This is a genomic window from Sulfurimonas sp. HSL-1656 (genome assembly GCF_039645585.1).
In the GTDB taxonomy this organism is placed as follows: Bacteria; Campylobacterota; Campylobacteria; order Campylobacterales; family Sulfurimonadaceae; genus Thiomicrolovo; species Thiomicrolovo subterrani.
The window spans coordinates 2,364,369-2,386,500 of the sequence record NZ_CP147915.1 but is presented as its reverse complement, the minus strand read 5'-3'; the positions used below and the strand labels follow the sequence as shown (position 1 = coordinate 2,386,500).

23 protein-coding genes are annotated in these 22,132 nt (G+C 57.9%); 22 read left to right on the top strand and 1 reads right to left on the bottom strand.

The genetic code is table 11. The features are described from left to right. The first annotated feature begins 17 nt into the window (after positions 1-17). The 3 genes from WCX49_RS12295 to WCX49_RS12285 are packed head-to-tail and all read left to right on the top strand — an operon-like array spanning position 18 to position 3,491. Complete coding sequence (locus WCX49_RS12295) at positions 18-1,028, top strand: hypothetical protein (RefSeq protein WP_345985373.1); 1,011 nt, start codon at positions 18-20, stop codon at positions 1,026-1,028. Between the two features lie 10 nt (positions 1,029-1,038). Next, on the top strand, positions 1,039-1,458 hold the full coding sequence (locus WCX49_RS12290) for a hypothetical protein (RefSeq protein ID WP_345985372.1): 420 nt from the start codon (positions 1,039-1,041) through the stop codon (positions 1,456-1,458). After that, positions 1,455-3,491: an ATP-binding protein gene (locus WCX49_RS12285; RefSeq protein WP_345985371.1), complete on the top strand. Its 2,037-nt coding sequence runs from the start codon at positions 1,455-1,457 to the stop codon at positions 3,489-3,491. The genes WCX49_RS12290 and WCX49_RS12285 overlap by 4 nt, the downstream gene beginning before the upstream one ends. A 20-nt stretch (positions 3,492-3,511) precedes the next feature. Here the strand turns inward: WCX49_RS12285 and WCX49_RS12280 are convergent, their stop codons facing one another. Beyond that, the gene (locus WCX49_RS12280; protein WP_345985370.1) at positions 3,512-4,174 is read right to left on the bottom strand and encodes a response regulator transcription factor; all 663 of its coding nucleotides are present in this window, start codon (positions 4,172-4,174) and stop codon (positions 3,512-3,514) included. A gap of 135 nt (positions 4,175-4,309) precedes the next feature. Here WCX49_RS12280 and WCX49_RS12275 point away from each other — a divergent pair, with 135 nt between their 5' ends. From WCX49_RS12275 to WCX49_RS12185, 19 genes are all read left to right on the top strand, one after another. Further along, the gene (locus WCX49_RS12275) at positions 4,310-6,028 is read left to right on the top strand and encodes a hypothetical protein (protein ID WP_345985369.1); all 1,719 of its coding nucleotides are present in this window, start codon (positions 4,310-4,312) and stop codon (positions 6,026-6,028) included. A 162-nt stretch (positions 6,029-6,190) separates the two neighbouring features. Next, complete coding sequence (locus WCX49_RS12270) at positions 6,191-7,399, top strand: BspA family leucine-rich repeat surface protein (RefSeq protein WP_345985368.1); 1,209 nt, start codon at positions 6,191-6,193, stop codon at positions 7,397-7,399. A gap of 247 nt (positions 7,400-7,646) precedes the next feature. Next, complete coding sequence (locus tag WCX49_RS12265; protein WP_345985367.1) at positions 7,647-9,341, top strand: hypothetical protein; 1,695 nt, start codon at positions 7,647-7,649, stop codon at positions 9,339-9,341. 323 nt (positions 9,342-9,664) lie between these two features. After that, the gene (gene rpmJ, locus WCX49_RS12260) at positions 9,665-9,778 is read left to right on the top strand and encodes a 50S ribosomal protein L36 (RefSeq protein ID WP_231019314.1); all 114 of its coding nucleotides are present in this window, start codon (positions 9,665-9,667) and stop codon (positions 9,776-9,778) included. Between the two features lie 2 nt (positions 9,779-9,780). Further along, positions 9,781-10,143: a 30S ribosomal protein S13 gene (rpsM, locus tag WCX49_RS12255; RefSeq protein ID WP_345985366.1), complete on the top strand. Its 363-nt coding sequence runs from the start codon at positions 9,781-9,783 to the stop codon at positions 10,141-10,143. 11 nt (positions 10,144-10,154) lie between these two features. Next, positions 10,155-10,547: a 30S ribosomal protein S11 gene (rpsK, locus tag WCX49_RS12250; protein WP_345985365.1), complete on the top strand. Its 393-nt coding sequence runs from the start codon at positions 10,155-10,157 to the stop codon at positions 10,545-10,547. An 11-nt stretch (positions 10,548-10,558) separates the two neighbouring features. Next, on the top strand, positions 10,559-11,185 hold the full coding sequence (gene rpsD, locus WCX49_RS12245; protein ID WP_345985364.1) for a 30S ribosomal protein S4: 627 nt from the start codon (positions 10,559-10,561) through the stop codon (positions 11,183-11,185). A 21-nt stretch (positions 11,186-11,206) separates the two neighbouring features. After that, positions 11,207-12,199 (top strand): DNA-directed RNA polymerase subunit alpha, encoded by a 993-nt coding sequence (locus WCX49_RS12240; protein ID WP_345985363.1) that lies wholly within the window; start codon positions 11,207-11,209, stop codon positions 12,197-12,199. A 9-nt stretch (positions 12,200-12,208) separates the two neighbouring features. Further along, a complete protein-coding gene (gene rplQ, locus WCX49_RS12235; protein WP_345985362.1) occupies positions 12,209-12,559 on the top strand; it encodes a 50S ribosomal protein L17 in 351 nt (116 codons plus the stop codon). Between the two features lie 185 nt (positions 12,560-12,744). Continuing rightward, entirely contained in the window at positions 12,745-14,436 is a 1,692-nt protein-coding gene (locus WCX49_RS12230) for a hypothetical protein (protein WP_345985361.1), read from the top strand. A gap of 126 nt (positions 14,437-14,562) precedes the next feature. Then, positions 14,563-15,000, top strand: coding sequence for a DoxX family protein (locus WCX49_RS12225; RefSeq protein WP_345985360.1), 438 nt, complete (start codon positions 14,563-14,565; stop codon positions 14,998-15,000). Position 15,001: 1 nt separating this feature from the next. Next, positions 15,002-16,750, top strand: a complete 1,749-nt coding sequence (locus tag WCX49_RS12220; RefSeq protein ID WP_345985359.1) for an FMN-binding glutamate synthase family protein — start codon at positions 15,002-15,004, stop codon at positions 16,748-16,750. A gap of 22 nt (positions 16,751-16,772) precedes the next feature. Beyond that, on the top strand, positions 16,773-18,080 hold the full coding sequence (locus WCX49_RS12215) for an aldo/keto reductase (RefSeq protein WP_345985358.1): 1,308 nt from the start codon (positions 16,773-16,775) through the stop codon (positions 18,078-18,080). Positions 18,081-18,182: 102 nt separating this feature from the next. After that, entirely contained in the window at positions 18,183-18,458 is a 276-nt protein-coding gene (locus WCX49_RS12210; protein ID WP_345985357.1) for a NifU family protein, read from the top strand. Between the two features lie 87 nt (positions 18,459-18,545). Then, positions 18,546-19,148 carry a hypothetical protein gene (locus WCX49_RS12205; RefSeq protein WP_345985356.1) on the top strand — a complete coding sequence of 201 codons (603 nt, stop codon included), beginning with the start codon at positions 18,546-18,548 and terminating at the stop codon, positions 19,146-19,148. Then, entirely contained in the window at positions 19,129-20,424 is a 1,296-nt protein-coding gene (locus tag WCX49_RS12200; RefSeq protein ID WP_345985355.1) for a UDP-N-acetylmuramoyl-L-alanyl-D-glutamate--2,6-diaminopimelate ligase, read from the top strand. The genes WCX49_RS12205 and WCX49_RS12200 overlap by 20 nt, the downstream gene beginning before the upstream one ends. Before the next feature lie 29 nt (positions 20,425-20,453). After that, on the top strand, positions 20,454-21,017 hold the full coding sequence (locus WCX49_RS12195; RefSeq protein WP_345985354.1) for an outer membrane beta-barrel protein: 564 nt from the start codon (positions 20,454-20,456) through the stop codon (positions 21,015-21,017). An 8-nt stretch (positions 21,018-21,025) separates the two neighbouring features. Beyond that, complete coding sequence (locus WCX49_RS12190; RefSeq protein WP_345985353.1) at positions 21,026-21,637, top strand: Ig-like domain-containing protein; 612 nt, start codon at positions 21,026-21,028, stop codon at positions 21,635-21,637. 118 nt (positions 21,638-21,755) lie between these two features. Further along, positions 21,756-22,130 (top strand): (2Fe-2S) ferredoxin domain-containing protein, encoded by a 375-nt coding sequence (locus WCX49_RS12185; protein WP_345985352.1) that lies wholly within the window; start codon positions 21,756-21,758, stop codon positions 22,128-22,130. The last annotated feature ends 2 nt before the right edge of the window (positions 22,131-22,132 follow it).

Genomic DNA, 22,132 nt, shown 5'->3' with positions numbered 1-22,132 from the left:
TCATTGTATAATGGGGCATGATGAAGACGATGGGGCGGGTTTGGACCGCGGGGCTCCTGGCACTATTGACACTGACGGGGGCGGACGCGGACGAATACCGTCTGGGCGAAGGGATGCAGGTCGGTAAAACGCCGCTCTATCTCGGCGGGTATTTCTCGCTGAATTACTGGAACAACTTCAAGGGGACGAGCGAGGTTGTTGTGGATGACCTGGCCGTCATGCTCTACGGCTCCAAGGGAGCGTGGAGCGGCCTGGCGGAGGTGGAGTGGGGTGACCTCTACCGGAAGCGCTACGGGTACGGCGCCCAGACCGATATCGACGGCACTCCCCACGCGGAACGCGTCTACGCGCAGTACGAACCTTCCGAACGCCTGCAGGTGACGGTCGGAAAGTTCAATACCCCGGTAGGGTACTGGAACCGGATGCCGGTCAATGTCCTGCGCGACACGACCTCGAGTCCCCGCATCACAGAGGAAGTTTTCCCCCGCTTTACAACGGGGATCGATGCCAAGATCATGACCGGTATCGTCAGCGTCAATGTCCTGATACAGATGACCCCCGATCTGGATGCGGCATTCAACGGCGAAAACCTCTATAACAATTTTGATATCGAACGCCAAAGCGGGATCGGGGTGATCCTGGAGCAGGGCGTCTGGTCGTCCGGCGTGAATGCCGGGCGCTATGAGGAGCGGGTCGAAGAGGAGTCGTGGAGCTACCTTTATGCATCGGGCCAGTACCGTACGGCGCAGACCAGGATCATGGCCGAAGCCGGTTACCGGCAGAACGATGACAATACCCGCAGCAACGCAGGCGGATACATCCAGGGGTCACAGCAGCTCTTTCTGAAGCACTACGCGGTGTTGCGCCTGGAGTACACCACGGACTATATCGCCAACTCCGACGACGGCATCGCCGTTGTCGGCTACACGTACCGGCCGCTCTTCCCCGTGGCCCTGAAGGGAGAATACCAGTTCCATACCCGGGAGAACGAGGACATGATGATTGTATCGTTCTCGATGCTTTTCTAGGATGCGGGTCATGACGAAACAGCTGCTCCTGCTCCTCTTCGCAATGGTACTGGGCGCGCAGGAGTGGGTACTGGTTATCCGGGCGGATGCTCCTCTGAAGACATTGAATACGGGCCAGATACGCGATATCTACCTCGGCAAAATGCGCTATGTAGGGGACTTCAGGCTCTTCCCGCTGCAACTGGGGGCGGGCGAACCGCTGCGGCAGCAGTTTGAAAGGGAGACCCTGAAGCTCTCCCGTGCGGCACTGAGGGAGTGGTGGATCCGGCGCCACTACCTCGGCCAGCGGCCCCCGAAGGTCGTGGGCTCCGCCGAGGCGGTCCTCGCCTATGTGCAGCAGGTCGAAGGGGCTGTGGGTTACGTCCCCTATTATATGGCCTTGGATGCGAATGTGACCGTGCTGCATTATGATGCCGGGGGTGCACGATGATCGCCTGGGTCCGGCGGCATATGGCCGTCAAGCTGCTTCTGCTTATCTTCCTGGTCGGCGTGGTGCCGTATGCGGCGATTCTCGCCTATACGCTCGTCAGCGAAGAAAAGCTCTATACGGAGCGCTTTTACGACGAGCAGCAGGGACGGATGGCCCAGGTGGCTGCGGACGTCGAGCATCACATCGCGCAGCTCTACCGTGAGTTGCACTTTCTGGCCGGTTCGGTCGTAATGGACGATCTCCTCATCAATGACCTTGACCGGCGGGTGGCATCACTGCTGGAGCGTTACAAAGCCGTGTATGATCTTGATTTTTCCCTGCTGGCACTCGGCCTTGACGGCCGCGTGATCGCCTCCACGGAAGTGATGCAGACGGGGAAGCCCTATGCCCGCTACCGGGCTTTCGAGTCGGCGGTGGGGCATACCTCTCCTTACCAGGCGGACGAAAAGACCCTCCTGCTGGATGTGCCGGTGCGTGCCGCGATGGGATCGGACCGGATCATCGGTTACCTGGTGATGGAGTACCGCACAGCGAACCTGCAGCGTTTCAACCTGGAGGGGCCCTCGGCGTCAACCCTGCTGTTCAACCCCGAGACGCAGTACAGTATCGGGGGCGCACTGCCGCCGTTCACGGTGGAGGGGCAGACGGGGACGGTAGAGTCGAAGCGGTCGGTCTGGTTTTACCGGGCGCTGGCACCGCAGCTGTCGGGATGGTACGTGGGGTACCATATGGACCGTGCACTGCAGCGTTCACTGATCGATGACCTCAACCGGTTGCTGACGCTGTTGCTGCTCTTTGGCGTCGGAATGATTGCCGCGGCCGCCTTCTGGTTTTCCCGCCGTATTGTCGCACCGCTCGGGGCCCTTCAGCGCCAGGCGTCGGATATGGTGCGGACCGGCCAGTACAGCCTCCCCGTTGACAGCGGCCGTACGGACGAGATCGGGCAGCTGGCACAGGCGTTCAACGCGATGGCGGGGGACATCCGCCAGGCCTTCGAAGCCCTGGAGCGGGAAAATGTGTTCCGCCTGCAGCGTCTGACGCAGATGATCGCGCTTTTCCACCGCCTGATGGAGACGGAGGAGGAGAGCGCCTGTCTGAAAACCGCCCTGACCGAACTGAAGACGCTCGCCCCCGAGTACAATGTCCGCTTTGCCCGTGCCGGCGCGTCAAAAGCGATGCCGACGCTCTTTGTCTACGACTTTGAGCATGAAACGCTCAAATATTACGGCTCGCTCATCCTGCCCGAAGGGCTGGCGGAGGAGGAGCAGGCGTTTTTCCGTGCGGTTGCCTCGATGATTGCGGCGCGCATCGGGCAGATCCGTGCCTATAACCGGCTGCGCCGCGACTCGGCGGCCAAAACGGCGTTTATCTCCCACCTCTCCCACGACCTGCGCACCCCGCTGCACGCCATCTTGTCCCAGACCCAGTTCCTCGTCGGTTACGGGCAGCTCGAAGCGGGGGCGCTTGAACGCATCGGGGGGATCGAACATGCCGCGCAGCAACTGCTGGGAATGGTGAACGATCTGCTGGACCTGGCACGGCTGGATGCCGGTAAATATGAGCCGGAACTCGAAACCCTCCAGACGGCGGAGATCGCTGAAATGTTCGATGAGGTCGGGGCGCTGCTTGCCCCCCTGGCGGAGCAAAAGGGGGTGACACTCCTTCTGCCGGAGTCCGTGCCGGACACGACCGTGGTTGCCGACCGCCGTTTTCTGCGGCAGATCATCCTCAACCTGCTTTCCAACGCCGTGAAGTTCACCGACAGCGGCAGCATAACGTGCGGGTTCGATACCGCCGAGTCGGTACTCTGTCTCCGGGTAGAGGACACGGGGCGGGGGATGACGGCCGAGACGCTGAAACATGTCTTCGAACCCTTTGTGCAGTCTGAGAAAAGGGATCGGGCACGCGGCGGCAGCGGCCTGGGACTGGCCCTGAGCCGGCGGTATGCCCAGCATATCGGTGCGGAACTGACGCTCGCCAGCGACGGCGTGGGACGGGGGAGTACGGCGCGTCTCTGCTTGACGACGCTGTAGGGCACAATCCCCGGCTGGCGTTACGTTTTAATGGTGTAGCCGACGCCGCGGACGGTCTGGATCAGCTCCGGGCGGTCAAGTTTCCTGCGGATATTGCGGATATGCACGTCGATAAGGTTGCTGACCGAAATCCGGTCGAAATCCTTGCTGATGTGTTCGTTGAGCTGGAAGCGGGTCAGGACGATGCCCTGGTGCTGCATCAGCAGTGTCAGCAGGTCGAACTCGGCCAGGCTGAGTTTGACGGGGGTGCCGGCCACGCTGACATCCCTGGCGATAATATCGACGACGACGTCGTCGGCACTGAGTTTGGAGGTCTTCAGCGGCGCGTCTCTGCGCAGGAGCGCACGGACCCGGGCAAGGAGTTCGATGCTCGAGTGGGGTTTGCAGAGGTAGTCATCGGCGCCGGTATTGAGGGCGTGGACCCGGTCGTCAACGGTAATGTTGGCCGAAAGCACAAGGACGGGGATAGGGATTTTCTGCTCCCGCCAGTCGTGCAGCAGCGTAATGCCGTCGCCGTCGGGGAGGTTCCAGTCCAAAAGGATAAGGTCGAAGTTCTGCTCCTGCATGGCGTGTCTGGCCCCGGCGACGCTGCCGACGGCAACGGTTTTGTATGCCTCCTGGTGCAGGGTCTCTTCAAGCTGCCGGGCCACGACGGTTTCGTCTTCGACGATCAGGATATCCACTTCGCCTCCTTTTGAAATCTATCCATCATTATACTAGGGGTTGGCAACCCTTCATCAAATCTTCATACAGTTGTTCCATACTGGCAGTGGAGAAAAGTGTCCGGGGCTTTCCCCGGCTACCAAGAGGAGAAGAAGATGGAAACGCGACTTTGGCGAAAGCTGTTGATGGCCGGACTTGCAGTCCTGTGGCTGGGAGGATGCCAGATGGCGACGACATCGGGCGAGAGTGAGAGTGACGACACCGTCAGCAGCGGGGGGACGGTCTGGGAAGGCACGGCGGCCGATTACACGCTCCTGGCCTGGAACGATCTGGGGATGCACTGCATGGACGGGAATGACTATTCGGTCTTTTCGATCCTGCCTCCCTATAACAACCTCAACGCCCAGCTGATCAAACGGGCGGGGACTTCCGACAAGCATGTGACCGGCGGGGTGACGATGACGTATGTCGCCGCGACGTCGCTGGACGGGAAGTACAACACGACGAGCGTTTATACCGACAGTAACGACCTGAAGACGAACTTCTGGGACTACGTGGGGGCACTGTTCAATGCGACTCCCGCGCCGGATACGGGCCTGACGGGCAACCACACGCCGGAGCTGAGCGAACATACGCTGAGCTACAACGCGGCAGAGCAGTGGTGGGAAGCGACGGGGCTGCCGATCACACCCTACAACGATGACGGCAGCAAGAACTACTACCCGATGGTGAACGTCACGGCAAAAGACGGATCGGGGAACGTGCTGGCGACGACCAAGGTCGTACTGCCGGTCAGTGACGAGATGGACTGCCGCGCCTGCCACGGCAGTGCGAGCGGATACACGGACGCGATGCCGGCGGGAGGCTGGGAAAACGATGCCGATCCGGAGAAAGATTATAAATGGAACATCCTGCGGCTGCATGACCAGGAACACCCTTCGGCGGTCAGCGCGCATCAGGCGGAGCTGCAGGCAGCGGGCTACAACGGCTATGATGATGCCGGCCTTTATACGACCGCCAAAAGCGGCAACCCGGTGCTCTGTGCGACCTGCCACAGCACCAATGCCCTGGGCACAACAGGGGTGAGCGGGACGAAACCGCTGACGGAGGCACTGCACGCTCTGCATGCCGAGGTGACGGACCCGACGAACGGGGAGACCTTGAACAGTTCAACGAACCGTGACGCCTGCTACCGCTGCCACCCGGGGGCGGCAACGAAGTGTCTGCGCGGGGCGATGGGCAAGGTCGGTACCATCCAGTGCCAGAGCTGCCACGGTAACATGAGCGCCGTCGGGGCACAGGGCAGGGTCGGCTGGCTGGAAGAGCCTAACTGTCAGGCCTGTCACCAGGACGGGAAACGGTATGAGACGGCGGTGACGGATATGCAGACGGGGACGCTGCGCGACGCCGTGGACAGCCGTTTTGCCACGAACCCGAACACACCGGCATCGGGCGTCAGCCTTTACCGTTTCAGCGCAGGGCACGGGGATATGCAGTGCTCGGCCTGCCACGGTTCGACCCATGCCATCTATCCGAGTTCGCATGCGGAGGATAATCTCCAGAGCATCGCGGTGCAGGGACATGAGGGGACCGTCAATGAGTGTCTGGCTTGTCATGATACCGTTCCGCGGACCAGCAGCGGCGGCCCGCACGGTATGCACAGCGTGGGGCAGTACTGGGTAGGTGAACATGGTGATGTCGCCGAAAGCAGCCGGATCGGCTGTACGTCGTGCCACGGCAGTGACTACCGCGGCACCTTCCTCTCCAAGACCTTCTCGGCCCGCAGCTTCAGCACCGAGTGGGGGACGAAGACCTTCGCCGCAGGCCACGCGGTCAGCTGCTACGACTGTCACAACGGTCCCGGCGGGGATTGATCCCCTGTCTGCGTGCCGTCCGGGCACGCTTCTTTCCTGCAATTTTATACATTTCACTATTCCTGTTTTCACAACGCTCAAAAGTCTGTTCTCACCGTTATTGGAGCATTTAACCATTTCTTATGACATTTATAAGTACTCTTTAAAAAGAAGGAGACTGTTATGCAATATATTAACCATAATAAAAATGTCATTTTGGCGACGGCAGCGGTGATGACACTGCTGGCCGGATGCGGCGGAGGATCGTCGGGGGGCGGTGCGGGCGACAATACCGATGCATTTATGATAACCGTCAAAACGGATAATCCCGGTACGACGACGAGCACGGAGTTCCGGATCCCGACGACGGGAATTGGATACGACTACAGCGTCGATTGCGACAGCGACGGCGCCGTTGAAGATGTCAATGTTACGGGGGATTATATCTGTACCTACCCCGCGGAGGGGAATTACACCGTTTCCATCACCGGTGCGTTCCCGCGGGTCTATTTCAACGAGGCATACGACAGTGACAAACTGCTCAGCGTAAAGCAGTGGGGGACAGGCCGGTGGAGCTCGATGGCCAGCGCTTTTAAGGGCTGCTCCAATCTGCAGTTTGATGCAGTGGATCAGCCGGATCTTTCGCAGGTTCAGGATATGAGCCGCATGTTGATGCGGGCGACGGCCTTCAATTCTGATATCGGGGATTGGAACGTCAGCAGCGTGACGAGTATGAACGGTATGTTCTGGTATGCCGGCGCGTTCAATCAGGACATCAGTGCTTGGGACGTCAGCAGCGTGACGGATATGAGCAATATGTTCAATTATGCCGGTGCGTTCAACCAGCCCATCGGTGTCTGGGATGTCGGCAGCGTGACGACGATGGCAGGTATGTTTCTCAATGCTGACTCCTTTAACCAGCCCATCGGCTCCTGGGATGTCAGTAGTGTCACGAGCATGATAGGCATGTTCAGTCAGGCAGACTCCTTTAACCAGCCCATCGGCGGCTGGGACGTCAGCAGCGTGACGAGTATGGCCAGCATGTTCTATCTGGCGACTGCGTTTGACAAAGATATCGGCTTCTGGGACGTCAGCAGTGTAACGGATATGCAAAGCATGTTTTACGGTGCAAGCTCGTTCAACCGCTATCTCGGTTTTTGGAAGGTCGGCAGTGTGACAAACATGAGCCAGATGTTCAGAGCTGCCTCTGCCTTCAACGGCTATATTGAAAACTGGAACACGGGCAGTGTCACCAACATGAATTACATGTTTGCCAATGCAGGAAGCTTTACAAATCATGACCTGAGCGTATGGAACGTGGCAAGCGTCACGGATTATTTTATGTTCAGTGTCGGCTGGGGTTCCGGAAATACCGAACCGGTTTGGCCGTAAACGCCATAGATAGTGTCGTGGCGTAAGGAGCAGGCGAACATCGTGACGCGGGATAGGCTCTCTATCCTGCGAGGGGCAGATCTTGCATTGCTCCCGGCCCCTTTTTTGATTTCTTTTACAATACAAGTATGATAATTAGTTATTTTCAAACATAGAATTTCTCTAATCTGAACTCTTTGTTACATCTTCATCCAATCTTCATTTAGCTCTCTCATAATGCTTGCCATTTTGTATAAAAAGGAGTTATATGAAAGGCAAAAAAATAGTTGCCGGTGTCCTGTGCGCGGCGTTGGCCTGCGCGTCGGCATCGGGTGTAAATACGAAAAGCGACGCGAACAGCGGCAAAAAAGGCGGGGGCGGCGACACAACGGCGGCAGCGACCTATACGCTGCTGGCCTGGAACGATCTGGGGATGCACTGCATGGACGGCAAAGACTATTCGGTCTTTTCCATCCTGCCGCCCTACAATACGCTTAATGCCCACTTGATTATGAAAACCGACGGCGGCGAGAAACATGTAACCTCGGGGGTCACGGTTACCTATACGGCGGCGGCGTCGCTGGACGGGAAGTACAACACGACGAGTGTCTATACCGACAGCAATGAGCTGAAGACGAACTTCTGGGACTACGTGGGGGCGCTGTTCCTGGCGAACCCCATGCCCGATGTCGGCCTGACGGGGAACCATACCCCCGAGATGACCGAGCATGCGCTGCACTACAATGCGGCGGAAAACTGGTGGGAGGCGACGGGCCTTCCTGTGACCCCGTATAACGACGACGGGAGCAAGAACTACTACCCGATGATCGACGTGACGGCGAAGGATGCATCGGGGAACGTGCTGGCGACGACGAAGGTCGTGTTGCCGGTCAGCGACGAGATGGACTGCCGCGCCTGTCACGGCAGTGCCAGCGGATACGCCGAGGCGATGCCGGATTCGGGCTGGGAAAACGACGCCGACCCGGAGAAGGATTTCAAATGGAATATCCTCCGCCTGCACGACGAGGAGCATCCCTCAGCGGTGAGTGCCCACCAGGCGGAACTGCAGGCTGCAGGCTACACTGCGTATGACGATGCGGGGCTCTACACGACGGCCAAAAGCGGCAACCCCGTGCTCTGTGCGACCTGCCACAGCACCAACGCGCTGGGGACGGCGGGTGTGAGCGGGACGAAGCCGCTGACCGAGGCGCTGCACTCCCTGCATGCCGAGGTTGATGACCCGGTGAACGGCCAGCCGCTGAACAGCTCGACAAACCGTGATGCGTGTTACCGCTGCCACCCGGGGGCGACGACGAAGTGTCTGCGCGGGGCAATGGGTAAGATCAGCAGCATCCAGTGCCAGAGCTGTCACGGCAGCATGAACGCCGTCGGGCAGCATGGCAGAGTCGGCTGGCTTGAAGAGCCCAACTGCCAGGCATGTCACCAGAACGGCATGCGCTACGAAACGGCCGTTACGGATATGCAGACGGGGACACTGCGCGAAGCGCTCGATACCCGTTTTGCGACCAATGCCGATACGCCGATGGCCGGCGTGAGCCTCTACCGTTTCAGCACGGGGCACGGTGAGATGCAGTGTTCGGCCTGCCACGGTTCGACCCACGCCATCTATCCGAGTTCCCATGCGGAAGACAACCTGCAGAGCATCGCGGTGCAGGGGCACGAGGGTACTATTGCCGAATGTACGGCCTGTCACGAGACGGTCCCGACGACGATCAGCGGCGGTCCGCACGGCATGCATACCGTAGGGCAGGAGTGGATCAGCAAGCACCGTACGGCTGCCAAACGCGACGAAACGCAGTGTGCGGCCTGTCATGGCAGCGATTTCCGCGGCAGTTTCCTTTCTGAGACCTTTGCGGCACGCAGTTTCACAGTCAGCGGCAAGAGCGTCAGTTTTGATGCCGGGCATGCGGTCAGCTGCTACGACTGCCACGACGGTCCGTAAAAAAGAGGGCATCGCTGCCGTCCTCTCCTTCTTCCGGTGCCACTTCGGCCGGCGGGGGGAGGATAATGCTGCAATTTAATAATACATTCAGATATTTTTAAGTAATATACGCCTCCACTTTACCGTTTTAAACACAATGCGTTGAGTATTTACATCTGTTTTTTGACAAGGCAGCTGCAAGTATTGGCAGGGTTAGAGTCCCGCCTGAAACGCGTAAAGCGTATCGCTGGTTATCGTGGGCCGTTTCCGCACGGCGGAATGCGGCTGAACCCATTTTCCCCGAGTGGGGAGAGTGTTTCAATTAAACCAACCAAGGGCATACAATGAAAGTACGTTCTTCCGTCAAGAAGATGTGTGATGACTGTAAAGTCATCAAGCGCAAAGGGATCGTCAGAGTTATCTGTAAGAACCCTAAACATAAACAGAGACAAGGATAAACATGGCACGTATTGCTGGTGTAGACCTTCCTAAGAAAAAACGCGTTGAGTACGGCCTGACCTACATCTATGGTGTCGGCCTCCACACGTCACGCCTGATCCTCGATGCTACGGGTATCGATTACAACAAGCGTGTCTATGAGCTCTCCGAAGACGATGTCGCGAACATCACGAAAGAGATCCGCGAAAAATACATGGTTGAAGGTGACCTGCGCAAACAAGTCGCAATGGACATCAAAGGCCTGATGGACCTCGGTAACTACCGCGGTCTCCGCCACCGTAAGGGACTGCCTTGCCGCGGTCAGAAAACGAAGACAAACGCACGTACCCGTAAAGGGAAGCGTCGTACTGTCGGCGCAGCGTAAGGAGCGATTGAATGGCAAAACGTAAAGTAACTCGTAAAAAAGTTGTCAAGAAGAACATTGCACGCGGTATCGTGCATATTTCTGCGTCTTTCAACAACACGCTCGTTACCGTTACCGATGAAATGGGTAACATGATCGCATGGAGTTCTGCTGGTAGCCTTGGTTTCAAGGGTTCCAAGAAGTCTACTCCGTTTGCGGCACAGCAGGCGGTTGAAGCCGCTTTGGAAAAAGCAATGGTACACGGCATCAAAGAGGTCGGTATCAAGGTTCAGGGCCCGGGTTCAGGCCGTGAAACAGCAGTTAAATCTGTCGGTGCAATCGAAGGTGTCCGCGTGACGTTCATGAAAGACGTTACTCCGCTGCCGCACAACGGTTGCCGCGCACCGAAACGTCGTAGAGTGTAAGGGGGCTATAGATGGCAAGATACAGAGGTCCAGTAGAAAAGATCGAAAGAAGATTCGGCGTCAGCCTTAACCTGAAGGGTGAGCGTCGTCTGGCAGGCAAATCTGCACTCGACAAACGTCCTTATGCTCCGGGTCAGCACGGCCAGCGCCGTAAGAAAGTGTCTGAATACGGCACACAGCTGAACGAGAAGCAAAAAGCGAAGTTCATGTACGGCATCTCCGAAAAGCAGATGCGTGCGATCTTTGCTGAAGCAAAACGCCGCGAAGGCAACACCGGTACGAACCTTGTTCTCCTGCTCGAGCAGCGCCTGGACAACGTCGTATACCGTATGGGATTCGCGTCTACACGCCGTTTCGCACGCCAGTTCGTTACCCATGGTCATGTCCTGGTTGACGGCAAGCGTGTCGACATCCCTTCTTACCGCGTCAAACCGGGTCAGAAGATCGAAATCCGCGAGAAGAGCAAGAACAACGTTCAGGTTGTCCGCGCGATCGAACTGACTAACCAGACGGGCATGGCTCCGTGGGTTGACGTTGACGGCGAGAAGAAGTTCGGGATCTTTACCCGCCTTCCGGAGCGTGAAGAAGTTGTTATTCCAGTGGAAGAACGTTTCATCGTCGAGCTTTACTCGAAATAATCTTTAAACGAAAGGCGCTTTATGAAAAAGATCAAAACAGCTCCGCTTCTGCCCGAAGAGTTCGTCGTCGAGCAGATCAGCGATACCGAAGCGAATATCATTGCCTATCCGTTCGAGACAGGTTATGCGGTTTCACTGGCGCACCCGCTGCGCCGGTTCCTGCTGAGCAGCTCGGTAGGCTATGCGCCGATCGCGATCAAGATCGAGGGAGCCAAGCACGAGTTCGACTCCGTGCGCGGTATGCTCGAAGATATTTCTGACTTTATCATCAACCTCAAAAGCATCCGTTTCAAACTGAAAAACGATGCCAAAGAGGCGACGATCGATTACAGCTTCGTCGGACCGTGCGAGATCAAAGGAAGCGATCTGATCAATGACGACGTTGACGTCGTTACACCGGACGCTTTCCTCGCGACGCTGAACGAAGATGCGACGCTGAACTTCTCACTGAAGATCTTCCAGGGGATCGGTTACGTCCCGAGCGAAGATATCCGCGACGAAGTCGAAGAGGGCTACATCGCTCTCGACGCGTTCTTTACGCCGGTCCGCAAAGCGACCTATGCGATCCAGAATGTCCTCGTCGAAGACAACCCGAACTTTGAGAAGGTTGTCCTCAACATCGTCACCGATGGCCAGATCAGCCCGCTGGACGCTTTCCGCAATGCCCTGAACGTCATGCATGCGCAGATGGCGGTTTTCAGCAGCGAAATCAGCATCCAGTCCCCGGCAACGATCGAACGTGCGGAAGCTTCCGAAGAGATCGGCAAGCTGACGGCACCGATCGAAGAGCTCGGCCTCTCGGCACGCAGCTTCAACTGCCTTGACCGTGCCGACCTGAAATACATCGGTGAGATCGTCCTGATGAGCCAGAATGACCTTAAAAACGTTAAGAATCTTGGCAAAAAATCGTATGACGAGATCGTTGAAAAGCTCGAAGAAGCCGGCTTCCAGGTCGGTCAGGAGATGAGCGACGAGACGATCAGCGTACTGAAAAAGAAAATTGAATCTGAATAAGGAACTGTCATGAGACATCGTCACGGATACCGCAAGCTCGGACGCACAAGCGCGCACCGCGCCGCCCTGCTGAAAAACATGAGCATTGCGTTGATCGAAAACGGAAAAATCGAAACGACGCTGCCGAAAGCGAAAGAGCTCCGCTCTTACGTCGAGAAGCTGATCACGACGGCACGCAAAGGTGACTCCAACGCGCACCGCGCCGTCTTCGCTTCCCTGCAGAGCAAAGAAGCGGTCAAAAAACTGATGAACGAAGTTGCACCGGAATACAAAGAGCGCAACGGCGGTTACACCCGCATCATCAAAACCAGAACACGCCGCGGTGACGCAGCGCCGATGGCTTTCATCGAACTGGTATAATCTTCCCCTCATGGGAAGATCCCTTTCCCGAAATTAAAAACAATTTTCTCCCACCGGCACAGAGCCAGCGTTATTCTCCTATACAGTAGATCGGTAACAAAACGGTTTCAGAATTCAGCTACGATGTTTATCAAATCTTCATAGTGCATTGACATAATCCACTCATTTCCGAGTGAGGAGAAACGATGCGGTATGTGAAAGAGATCATTACGGCAGGACTCGTCTTTATACTGTCCGCCTGCGGCAGCACGTCGAACGACGGCAGAGCGGAGGAAGTGGCTGCCGCGGAGTTCGGCAACAGCGGTGCGTATACGCTCCTGGCGTGGAATGACCTGGGGATGCACTGCATGGACGGCAGTGACTTCTCCGTTTTTTCCATCCTGCCGCCCTATAACAACCTCAACGCCCAGCTTATCCAGAAGGCGGGTACGTCAGGTAAGCACGTGACATCGGGGGTGGCGATCACCTACAGTGCGGTAGCATCGCTGGACGGCAAATACAATACGACAAGCCTCTATAACGATCACAGCAGCCTCAAGACAAACTTCTGGGATTTTGTGGACATTCTGTTCCACGGCTCCCCCCTTCCCGATACGGGTCTGACGGGCAACCATACACCGGACCTGGACGAGCACAACCTCTCTTTCAATGCGACAGCAAACTGGTGGGAAGCGACGGGGCTGCCGCTGACGCCCTATAACGATGACGGCAGCAAGAACTATTACCCGATGGTCCGTGTCGCGGCCAAAGATACCTCGGGTGCGCTTCTGGCGACGACGATGGTCGTACTGCCGGTCAGCGACGAGATGGACTGCCGGGCCTGCCACGGGTCGTCGAGCGGATACGTCGCGGCACGGCCGGCGGAGGGATGGGAACTCGACACCGATGCTGAGAAGGATTTCAAATGGAACATCCTGAGGTTGCACGACGAGAAGTTCCCGACAGCGGTATCGGACCACCGGCCGGAGCTGAAGACGGCCGGCTACAACGGCTACGACGATGCAGGACTCTACCCGACGGCCAAGAATGCCAACCCGGTGCTCTGTGCGACCTGTCACGGCAGTAATGCGCTTCCGGGTACGGGTATTGCCGGCATCAAGCCGTTGACGGAGGCGATCCATTCGTTGCATTCGGAGGTGAAAGACCCGGACAACGGATTGACGCTGAACAGTGCGACCAACCGCGACGCCTGCTACCGCTGTCATCCGGGTGCGGCGACGAAGTGTCTGCGCGGTGCCATGGGCAAACAGGACAACATCCAGTGCCAGAGCTGCCACGGCACGATGAGTGCGGTCGGGGCCCATACGCGCAGCGGATGGCTGGAGGAGCCGAACTGCCAGGCATGCCACCAGGAGGGCATGCGTTTTGAAACGGCGGTGACGGATATGGGCACAGGTACGCTGCGCGAGGCGCTCGATACGCGTTTTGCGACGAACCCGGATACGCCGGCGGCGGGGGTGAGTCTCTACCGTTACAGCACGGGGCACGGCAGTATGCAGTGTTCGGCCTGCCACGGTTCGACGCACGCAATCTACCCGAGTTCGCATGATGAGGACAATATCCAGAGTATGACGGTGCAGGGGCATCGAGGGACGGTGGCCGAGTGTACGGCCTGCCACGACACCGTACCGTATACCCACGATGCAGGCCCGCACGGTATGCACACGGTATATCCATCGGAGGTTTACCCGCACAGTACGGTGGCAAACCATGATCGCGCATCGTGCAAAGCGTGTCACGGGGACGATTACCGCGGAAGTATCCTTTCCGGTACATCCTCAGAGCGCAGTTACACGACGGCGTGGGGAACAACAAATTTCAAAGCCGGCCACATGGTCAGCTGTTACGACTGCCACGACGGCCCTGAAGGGTACTGAAGCCGCTCCACGTTCCCGCCGTCGTTCCCCTTTCGGTATCGGGGCATTTGTGCCAGACGATTCGGACGTCTTAGCATTTGGAGGCCTTTTCGCTACAATGGAGCAGAAGGCTTCAAAGGAGTGCTCATGCAGTTCGGAAAGTTCTACGGGGAGTTCTCGCGGCTGGGCGAATACGGATCACACCTGTTTCTGTTGGCGGCACGACTGGCGGTGGCTACGGGGTTCACGGAAGCCGCCCACCTCAAATGGGAGGCGATCAATGCGACGGCAGAGTGGTTCGACGTGCTGGGCTATCCCTTTCCTCTCTTCACCGCCTATCTTGTCTCTTCGGTTGAAGTGATCGGGGTCGTGTTGCTGGCGCTGGGGTTTCTGACGCGTCTCATCACGGTACCGCTGATGATCATTATGGTGACGGCGATCCTGACGGTCCATCTTCCCAACGGATTCGAGTGCAGCAAAAGCGGATTTGAGATCCCGCTCTATTATTTCATCTTCCTCGGTATTTTCTTCAGCCACGGCCCGGGAAGGTACAGTCTGGACCACCTTTTCTTCAAGGGAAACTGAGATGGATCAGCTTCTCGACTTCATCCAGGGGGAACACGGATTTCCCATCCTGACGTTTCTGCTGGAGGGGACGGGGGCGGTCCTGCTGCTGCTGGCCGTCATCGTCCTGATCTATGACCGGTATATCCAGCGCGAGAACCAGCTGCTCATCAACTACCCGCTGATCGGACGGATGCGCTATGTCTTTTATGCCCTGCGCGACCCGATGCGTCAGTACTTCGGTGACGAGGAGTTTTTCGACTCCTTCGACAAGGTCAAATGGGTCTATAATGCGGCGGAGAATAAGGGGCTCGTCTCCTCCTTCTCCCCCGGTCAGCCGCTGCACGGAACACGCCTGACCCTCAAAAATGCCAATATTGTCCTGAACAGGGAGGAAGTCTCCGATCACCTGAGTGTCACGTTCGGCAGCAGTGTCCGTTTTCCTTTTACGGCCGCATCGGTCGTGGGGCGTTCGGCAATGAGCGACGGCGCTATTTCGCCCGAAGGGACCAAGGCGTTTGCGTGGGGGGCATATCTGGGCAATTTTCCCATTAATACGGGGGAGGGCGGTCTGACATCCAATTTTCTCATGACGCACCGTTTCGACCCCAAGAACTGCCGTTACATGCAGGCGGTACGGGGAACCCTGTTCGCCCGGGGGGTCTACCGGCTGATGCGGCTGCTCGCCAATCCGGCGATCGCCGAACGGGTCTACCGGCACATGGTGCTGGAGCCCAAAGAAGAGGAGACGTATCTGCTCGACCCTGTGTCGCTGAACGGCTACCGTATCGACTGGAATGCACCGTTTGAAGCGTTTCCGGAGACCGTGCCGGGGGACCTGCCCGATATCATTTTCCAGATGGGCAGCGGGCTTTACGGGGTGCGTAACGGCGAGGGGAAATTTGACGCCGAACGCTACCGGAAGGTGATGCGCTTTTGCCGGATGACCGAGGTAAAGCTTGCCCAGGGGGCAAAGCAGACGGGCGGAAAGCTGTTGGCGGAGAAGGTGACCGATGCCGTCGCCTATTACCGTGGCATTGAAGCGTTCAAGGATATCAACAGTCCCAACCGTTTCCCCTACGCCCGGACGCTGGAGGAGCTGTTTGATTTCGTCGGGGAGTTGAAGCGGCTCTCGGAGAAACCGGTCGGGATCAAGATCGTACTTGCCTCCGCCGATGCCTTTTCGCCGTATGCGGCACTGATCGAGACCCGCCTGGCGGAAGGGTCGGACGCTTTCCCCGATTTTATCACCATCGACGGTGCCGACGGCGGCAGCGGCGCGGCGCCGCTGGAAATGATGATGAGTGTCGGCATGACGCTGCAAAAAGCCCTCTATGTCGTCGACCGCGACCTCAAACGTATCGGGGCGCGGGAGAAGGTAAAGGTCATCGCCAGCGAGAAGGTGCTGACGCCGGACGATGCGACGCTCCTGCTGGCGCTCGGGGCGGACTATGTTGCGATCGCACGTGCTTTCATGATGTCGGCGGGCTGCATCCGCGCCCGGGAGTGCTCCGGGGCCAACGGGCGCCACTGCCCCGTCGGGCTCGCCACGCAGGACCGGAAAAAACGTGCCTCCTTCCTCATTGCACAGAAGGCGCGAAGGGTCGCGAACTACCACCGGCACCTGCAGGAGGGGATACGGGGGTTGATGGCAGTGATGGGGGTGCATTCGCTTGGGGAGCTGGATCATACGCGCCTGGATGTCCGGGACGGCAGCGGCGGGCGGATTCGCGACGTCGACGCCTATTTCGAGGCGGCGGTCGCGGGCTAGGCAGGAAAGGCTAAAGGGGGCTATGGCATCCTTCGGTAATCAAAAGCAGGGGCTGCCCGGCATCCAGAGCATGGAGCGCGGCGCTGCTTCAAAGGGAGAAAAGATGGCGGAGATCGGTTTCGGCACCTACCGTGTCAGCGATGAGAACCCCGAACATATCGAGGCGCTGCGCATGGCCGTGAGCGCAGGGGTCAGGCTCATCGATACCTCGACGAACTACATGGACGGCGGAGCGGAGCGTGCCATCGCCAAAGCGCTGCGTTTCATGGAGGACGACGCCCGGGAGAAGGTGCAGATCGTCAGCAAGTTCGGCTATATCCAGGGCAGTACGATGGCGCGTCTGGAAGCGGGGGAGCAGTTCGAAGAGGTTGTCGAATACGCGCCGCACGTTTTCCACTGCATCCACCCCGGTTTCATGTGGGACCAGCTGGAGCGTTCGCTGGAGCGGCTGCAGGCGGCGTCACTGGAGTGCTACCTGATCCACAACCCGGAGTACTTCCTGCTGGACGCTCTCAACAAGGGTCAGGAGCGCAGCGAGGTGCTCGATGCGATGAACGACCGCCTCTACCGTGCGTTTGTTGCCCTGGAAAAGGCGGCGGCTGCCGGGAAGATCGACGGCTACGGCGTCAGTTCGAACAGCTTCGCCAAAGCGGCGTCTGACCCGGAATTCCTCCCCTACGAGGATCTCGTCGCCCTGGCGATCCACGCCGCGGAAAGTGCGGGCAATGCCCACAACCACTTTACGACGGTGCAGCTGCCGCTCAATCTGCTGGAGACGGAGGGGCTCAAATGTGCGGCATGGGCGAAGGAGCACGGACTGAGGGTGCTTACCAACCGCCCTTTGAACGCCCAGCACGGCACGCAGATGTACCGGCTGGCGGACTATCCCCCCTCACCGTCGTACGATGCGCACCTCAATGAACTGCTGCAGCTGTGCGATCACGACGCGCTGGCATCGCTTGGGAACCTGATTCAGCAGCTCGACGAAGTGAAACACCGTTTCGGCTGGGTCGGCGAATACGAGTCGTTTCTCTACGGCCAGGTGATGCCGCATATCCGCCAGGTGCTCGAAAAACTCGGCGAGGCCGAGCGCGGTGCACTCGCACAGCAGCTGGTGCTCTTCCTGGAGGCCTACGGTGCCGCCGTGGCCCATGAGTGCAGCCTGAAAGTGCGCGATACTATAGGGCCGCAGCTCGAAGCGTGTGAGCGTCCGCTGCAGGAGTGCGCCCTGGCATTTTTGCTGCAGCGGCCGGAAATTGACGTCGTCCTGCTCGGCATGCGCAAACCGCGTTATGTTGCCACAATACTCGAAGCCTTTCCCGTTGACTGAGGGATCGGCGTCTGCTCGTTAAATTTATGACTTGTTAAGCGCATTTTTCCTATTTTATGATCATAAAATTGTCGACAGGTGTCGAAAAAAGGACAATCATATATGATTCCGTTTACAGATGAAGAACTGTACGATCCGGTGAAAAACGTCATCGAAAAGGTACGCCCCTCTCTGGCGCTTGACGGCGGTGATATCAAACTGCTGGGCGTCAAGAACGGTGTTGTCTACGTGCAGCTCGGCGGAGCCTGTGTCGGGTGCGGGAGCTCGGGCAATACCCTTAAATACGGGGTCGAGCGCCAGCTGCGCATGGATATCCACCCCGAGCTGAGTGTCGTCAACCTGCCCATGGGCATGGAAAACCAGATGGACGCCGTGTAGGCGCCCGTCGAGAGATAACAAAAAATACGTTATAATAGATTATCTCTAGAGAGAGAAATGCATACGATTTTTGAAAGAAGGAAGAGCATGAAACCAGTCAACAAATATAAAACGCTTGCCCTTGCTAACGAAAGTTTCAACCAGGAAAATTATGAAGAGGCATTGCGTCAATACGCGCAGGTGCTCCAGGATTACCCCGAATCCAAAGAGGCCTTTAACGGCGCGATTCTCGCCGAGATGGCAATGAGCGGCGAAGAGGCGGCCGAGGCGCTGTTCGACTACTACGAAGTTCTGCGCGAAGAGGATGCGGAACAGGCCGATACGGTCATCGCCGAGATCCTGCAGACAATGGACGGGACGGTCGACCAGTTGACGTCACTCTTTACCGAACCGATGCGCCAGCGCCTGGATTACGAAGACGGGATTCTCTACGACGATTTCCGCCAGCTTGTCAAAGAGCAGGGGGATTTCAAAACGATTTTCGAGAATATCATGTTCTCCACGCGGGTGCTGATCACCGAAAAAGAGGAGTTCATCGACTTCCTCAGCCAGCTGAATAGACACGGGTACCACAAGATGGCCATGAATTACATCGAGACGGCCCTCTCCATGTACCCCAACGACGACCAACTGCGCGCCCTGCTGCGCGACATTCTGAAGAGCCGCCCGGTTGAAGATAGCGCTTCCTGATCAACCGTTCCGTTTTGTAACGGAAAACTCCGCGGAGTGCGACGCTGAGACGGCGTTCGTTCTCACCGGACTGAACCGCCGCTACCTGGACGATGCCAAGGCGCGCGGCGTCCACTCCGTTATCTCCCCCGCCGACGTCGCTTCCCTCTTCGGTCTTGACCGTATCAAGGTGATCGGGATTACCGGTACCAACGGCAAGACGACGACGGCGAGCGCCATCTACTCCATCCTGCTCGATCTCGGCCATAAGGCAGCGATGCAGGGGACCCGCGGCTTTTTCATGAACGATGCCGTCGTGGAGGGGAAAAGCCTCACGACGCCGACGCTGCTGGAGACCTACCGCCATATCTACCAGGCGGTCGCCGCGGGGTGCGAATACTTCGTCATGGAGGTGAGCTCCCACGCCATCGTCCAGGCGCGGGCAGAGGGGATCGAATTTGCGCTGAAGATCCTCACCAACATCACCCAGGACCACCTCGATTACCATGAGACGCTCGAGGAGTACATCCGTGTCAAGAACAGCTTTTTTGCCGACGAAGGGAAGAAACTGATCAACAAGGACGAGGCAAAGGCGGATTTCAACATCAAAAACGCCTTTACCTACGGGGCAGAGAACCCGGCGACCTACAAGGTGGTGGCCTATTCGCTCAACGAAGGGATCAGCGCCGTCGTGCAGCACTTCGGGAAGGTTCACACCTTCCACAGCCCGATGCACGGTTTTTTCAACGTCTATAACCTGACCGCAGCCGTCGCAGCGGTGCAGCTCGTCACCGGCGATGACCTCGAAGCGGTCTGTGACGCCGTCAGCGGATTCGCGGGTGTGAGCGGGCGGATGGAAGTGGTCAGCGAATCTCCGCTCGTCATCGTCGATTTTGCCCACACCCCCGACGGGATGGCGCAGGTGCTCAACGCCCTCAAGGAGAAGGAGATGCTGGTCGTCTTCGGCGCAGGCGGCGACCGCGACCGCTCCAAACGCCCCCTGATGGGCCGGGTGGCGGAGAACCTTGCCAAGAAGGTCTTTATCACCAGCGACAACCCGCGCAGCGAAGACCCCGATGCGATCATCGCGGATATCCTCGGCGGGATGACCCACCCGGAGAAGGCCGTGGTCGAACCCAACCGCAGAGCGGCGATCGCCAAGGCGCTCGAAACGCGCAGCGGGGACGAAGTCGTCGTCGTCCTCGGAAAAGGGGACGAGCAGTACCAGATCATCTACGACAAGCAGTTTCCTTTCGACGACCGTGAGGTCATTCGTTCACTGTTAAGTGAGGTTTGACTATCATTACGGTTAAAAAAGGCGGTAGGGTGAAACGTTTTTTGGTTATTACGGCGCTGTGCCTCGGGGTACTGCATGCCGACGCGACGTTGCATGTCGGTCTCGGGGGCATTGCGGGGAGCGAGGATTTCCGTGTCGAGAACCCCGGAACGTCCGACCGTACAACGTCGGCAACGCTGCAGGGCGTACAGCTCAAGGCGGGCTACGGCGACATCCGCGGGTACGCGGTCGAAGTCGACCTGGGGTACGGCCGCTACGATAAGAATATCTTCTCGGAACGCGATACCGACTACATCTATTTCGACATCAGCCTCATTAAGGCCTTCGATTTTGATATGGGCTTCTACCCCTTTTTCAAACTCGGGTTCGGTGCCGGCGAGCTTGAGGTGCGCCGCACGCTGACGAAATCGGTCAGCTCAGGCAGCTTTTTCGCCGGTCTCGGCTCCTATCTGCCCTTGGGACTCGGGTTTGACCTGGAGGCCTCCGTCATCTACCGGGCCAAAAGCTGGGAAGATGCTGATATGATCAGCAACCAGACGGAGACGGCCTCGTCCATCTTCGAGCCGTACATCGGCATCAACTACCGTTTTTAGGAGAGGGCATGTACAGCAGAGGGATACTTATTGCCGCCGCATGGCTGCTCGTCGGCTGCGGCGAGAACAGCAACACGCCGCTGGCCGGCGATATCGCGTCGATCGCCGTCGAGGCGAACGCCACCACGTTCTACGCGACCCAAAACGTCCAGATGACCGCCGTCGCCTCCTATACGAACGGCGTGCCCGACAGCAACGTCACGGAGTTTATTGACTGGAGCGAATCAAACAGCTCGATCGCGACGGTTGATGTCAGCGGGCTTGTCGCGGGGGCCAGCGACGGCGGCGATGTCGAGATCACCGGCAGCTACAACCAGTTCTTCGACACGGCCGTCATCCACGTCCACGCCCTGACATCGGTCACGCTCTCCATCGAGAACAACGAGACGAATCTCTCGCAGGAACAGACGTTGCAACTCCAGGCGCTGGGAACCTTTGACGACAATACGACGCTGGACGTGACCGAGAGCATGACGTGGATACTGGGCAACGCCGGGGAGAGCAACGCGACCCTGGAGCAGAACGGTACCCTCTACACGGGGGATGCCAACGGCACTCTCGATATCAACGTGACGCGTTACGACGTCAATGCCTCGCTGACGGTCACCGTCATGCCGTAAGCAGCGCCTTCGGCGTTGTCTTAAGCCTTCCCACTAACTTTTTCGCTAAATTCGGCCGGCTTGACCGTTGGCTATAATACGCGAGTTTTTTCAAATTCTATTCAAAACGGAGAATACCATGGGTGTACCACAGCCGGCTTTCTATATTTTCAAATGTGAGCAATCTTCCCCTCCGGGAATGCCCAAACCGTCCTGCGTAAACCCGCAGACACAGGATCTTTTCCAGCATTTAGCACAGACTTTGATGCAAAAGGGTATAATTGCGACAGTACAACCGGTCCGTACGGCGTGTCTTAACCGCTGTAACGTCGGCCCGGTGATGTTGGTCGAACCGGGACATTTTATGTACGCCGGTCTGAACAAAGACAAAATCACGCGCATTATCGATGAACACATCATCGGCGGGACGCCGGTCGAAGAGTACATCATTCCGGGCGAACTGTGGGATGCACCGATCTCGCCGGAAGCAATGCAGCAGCAGATGGGAAGATAAAA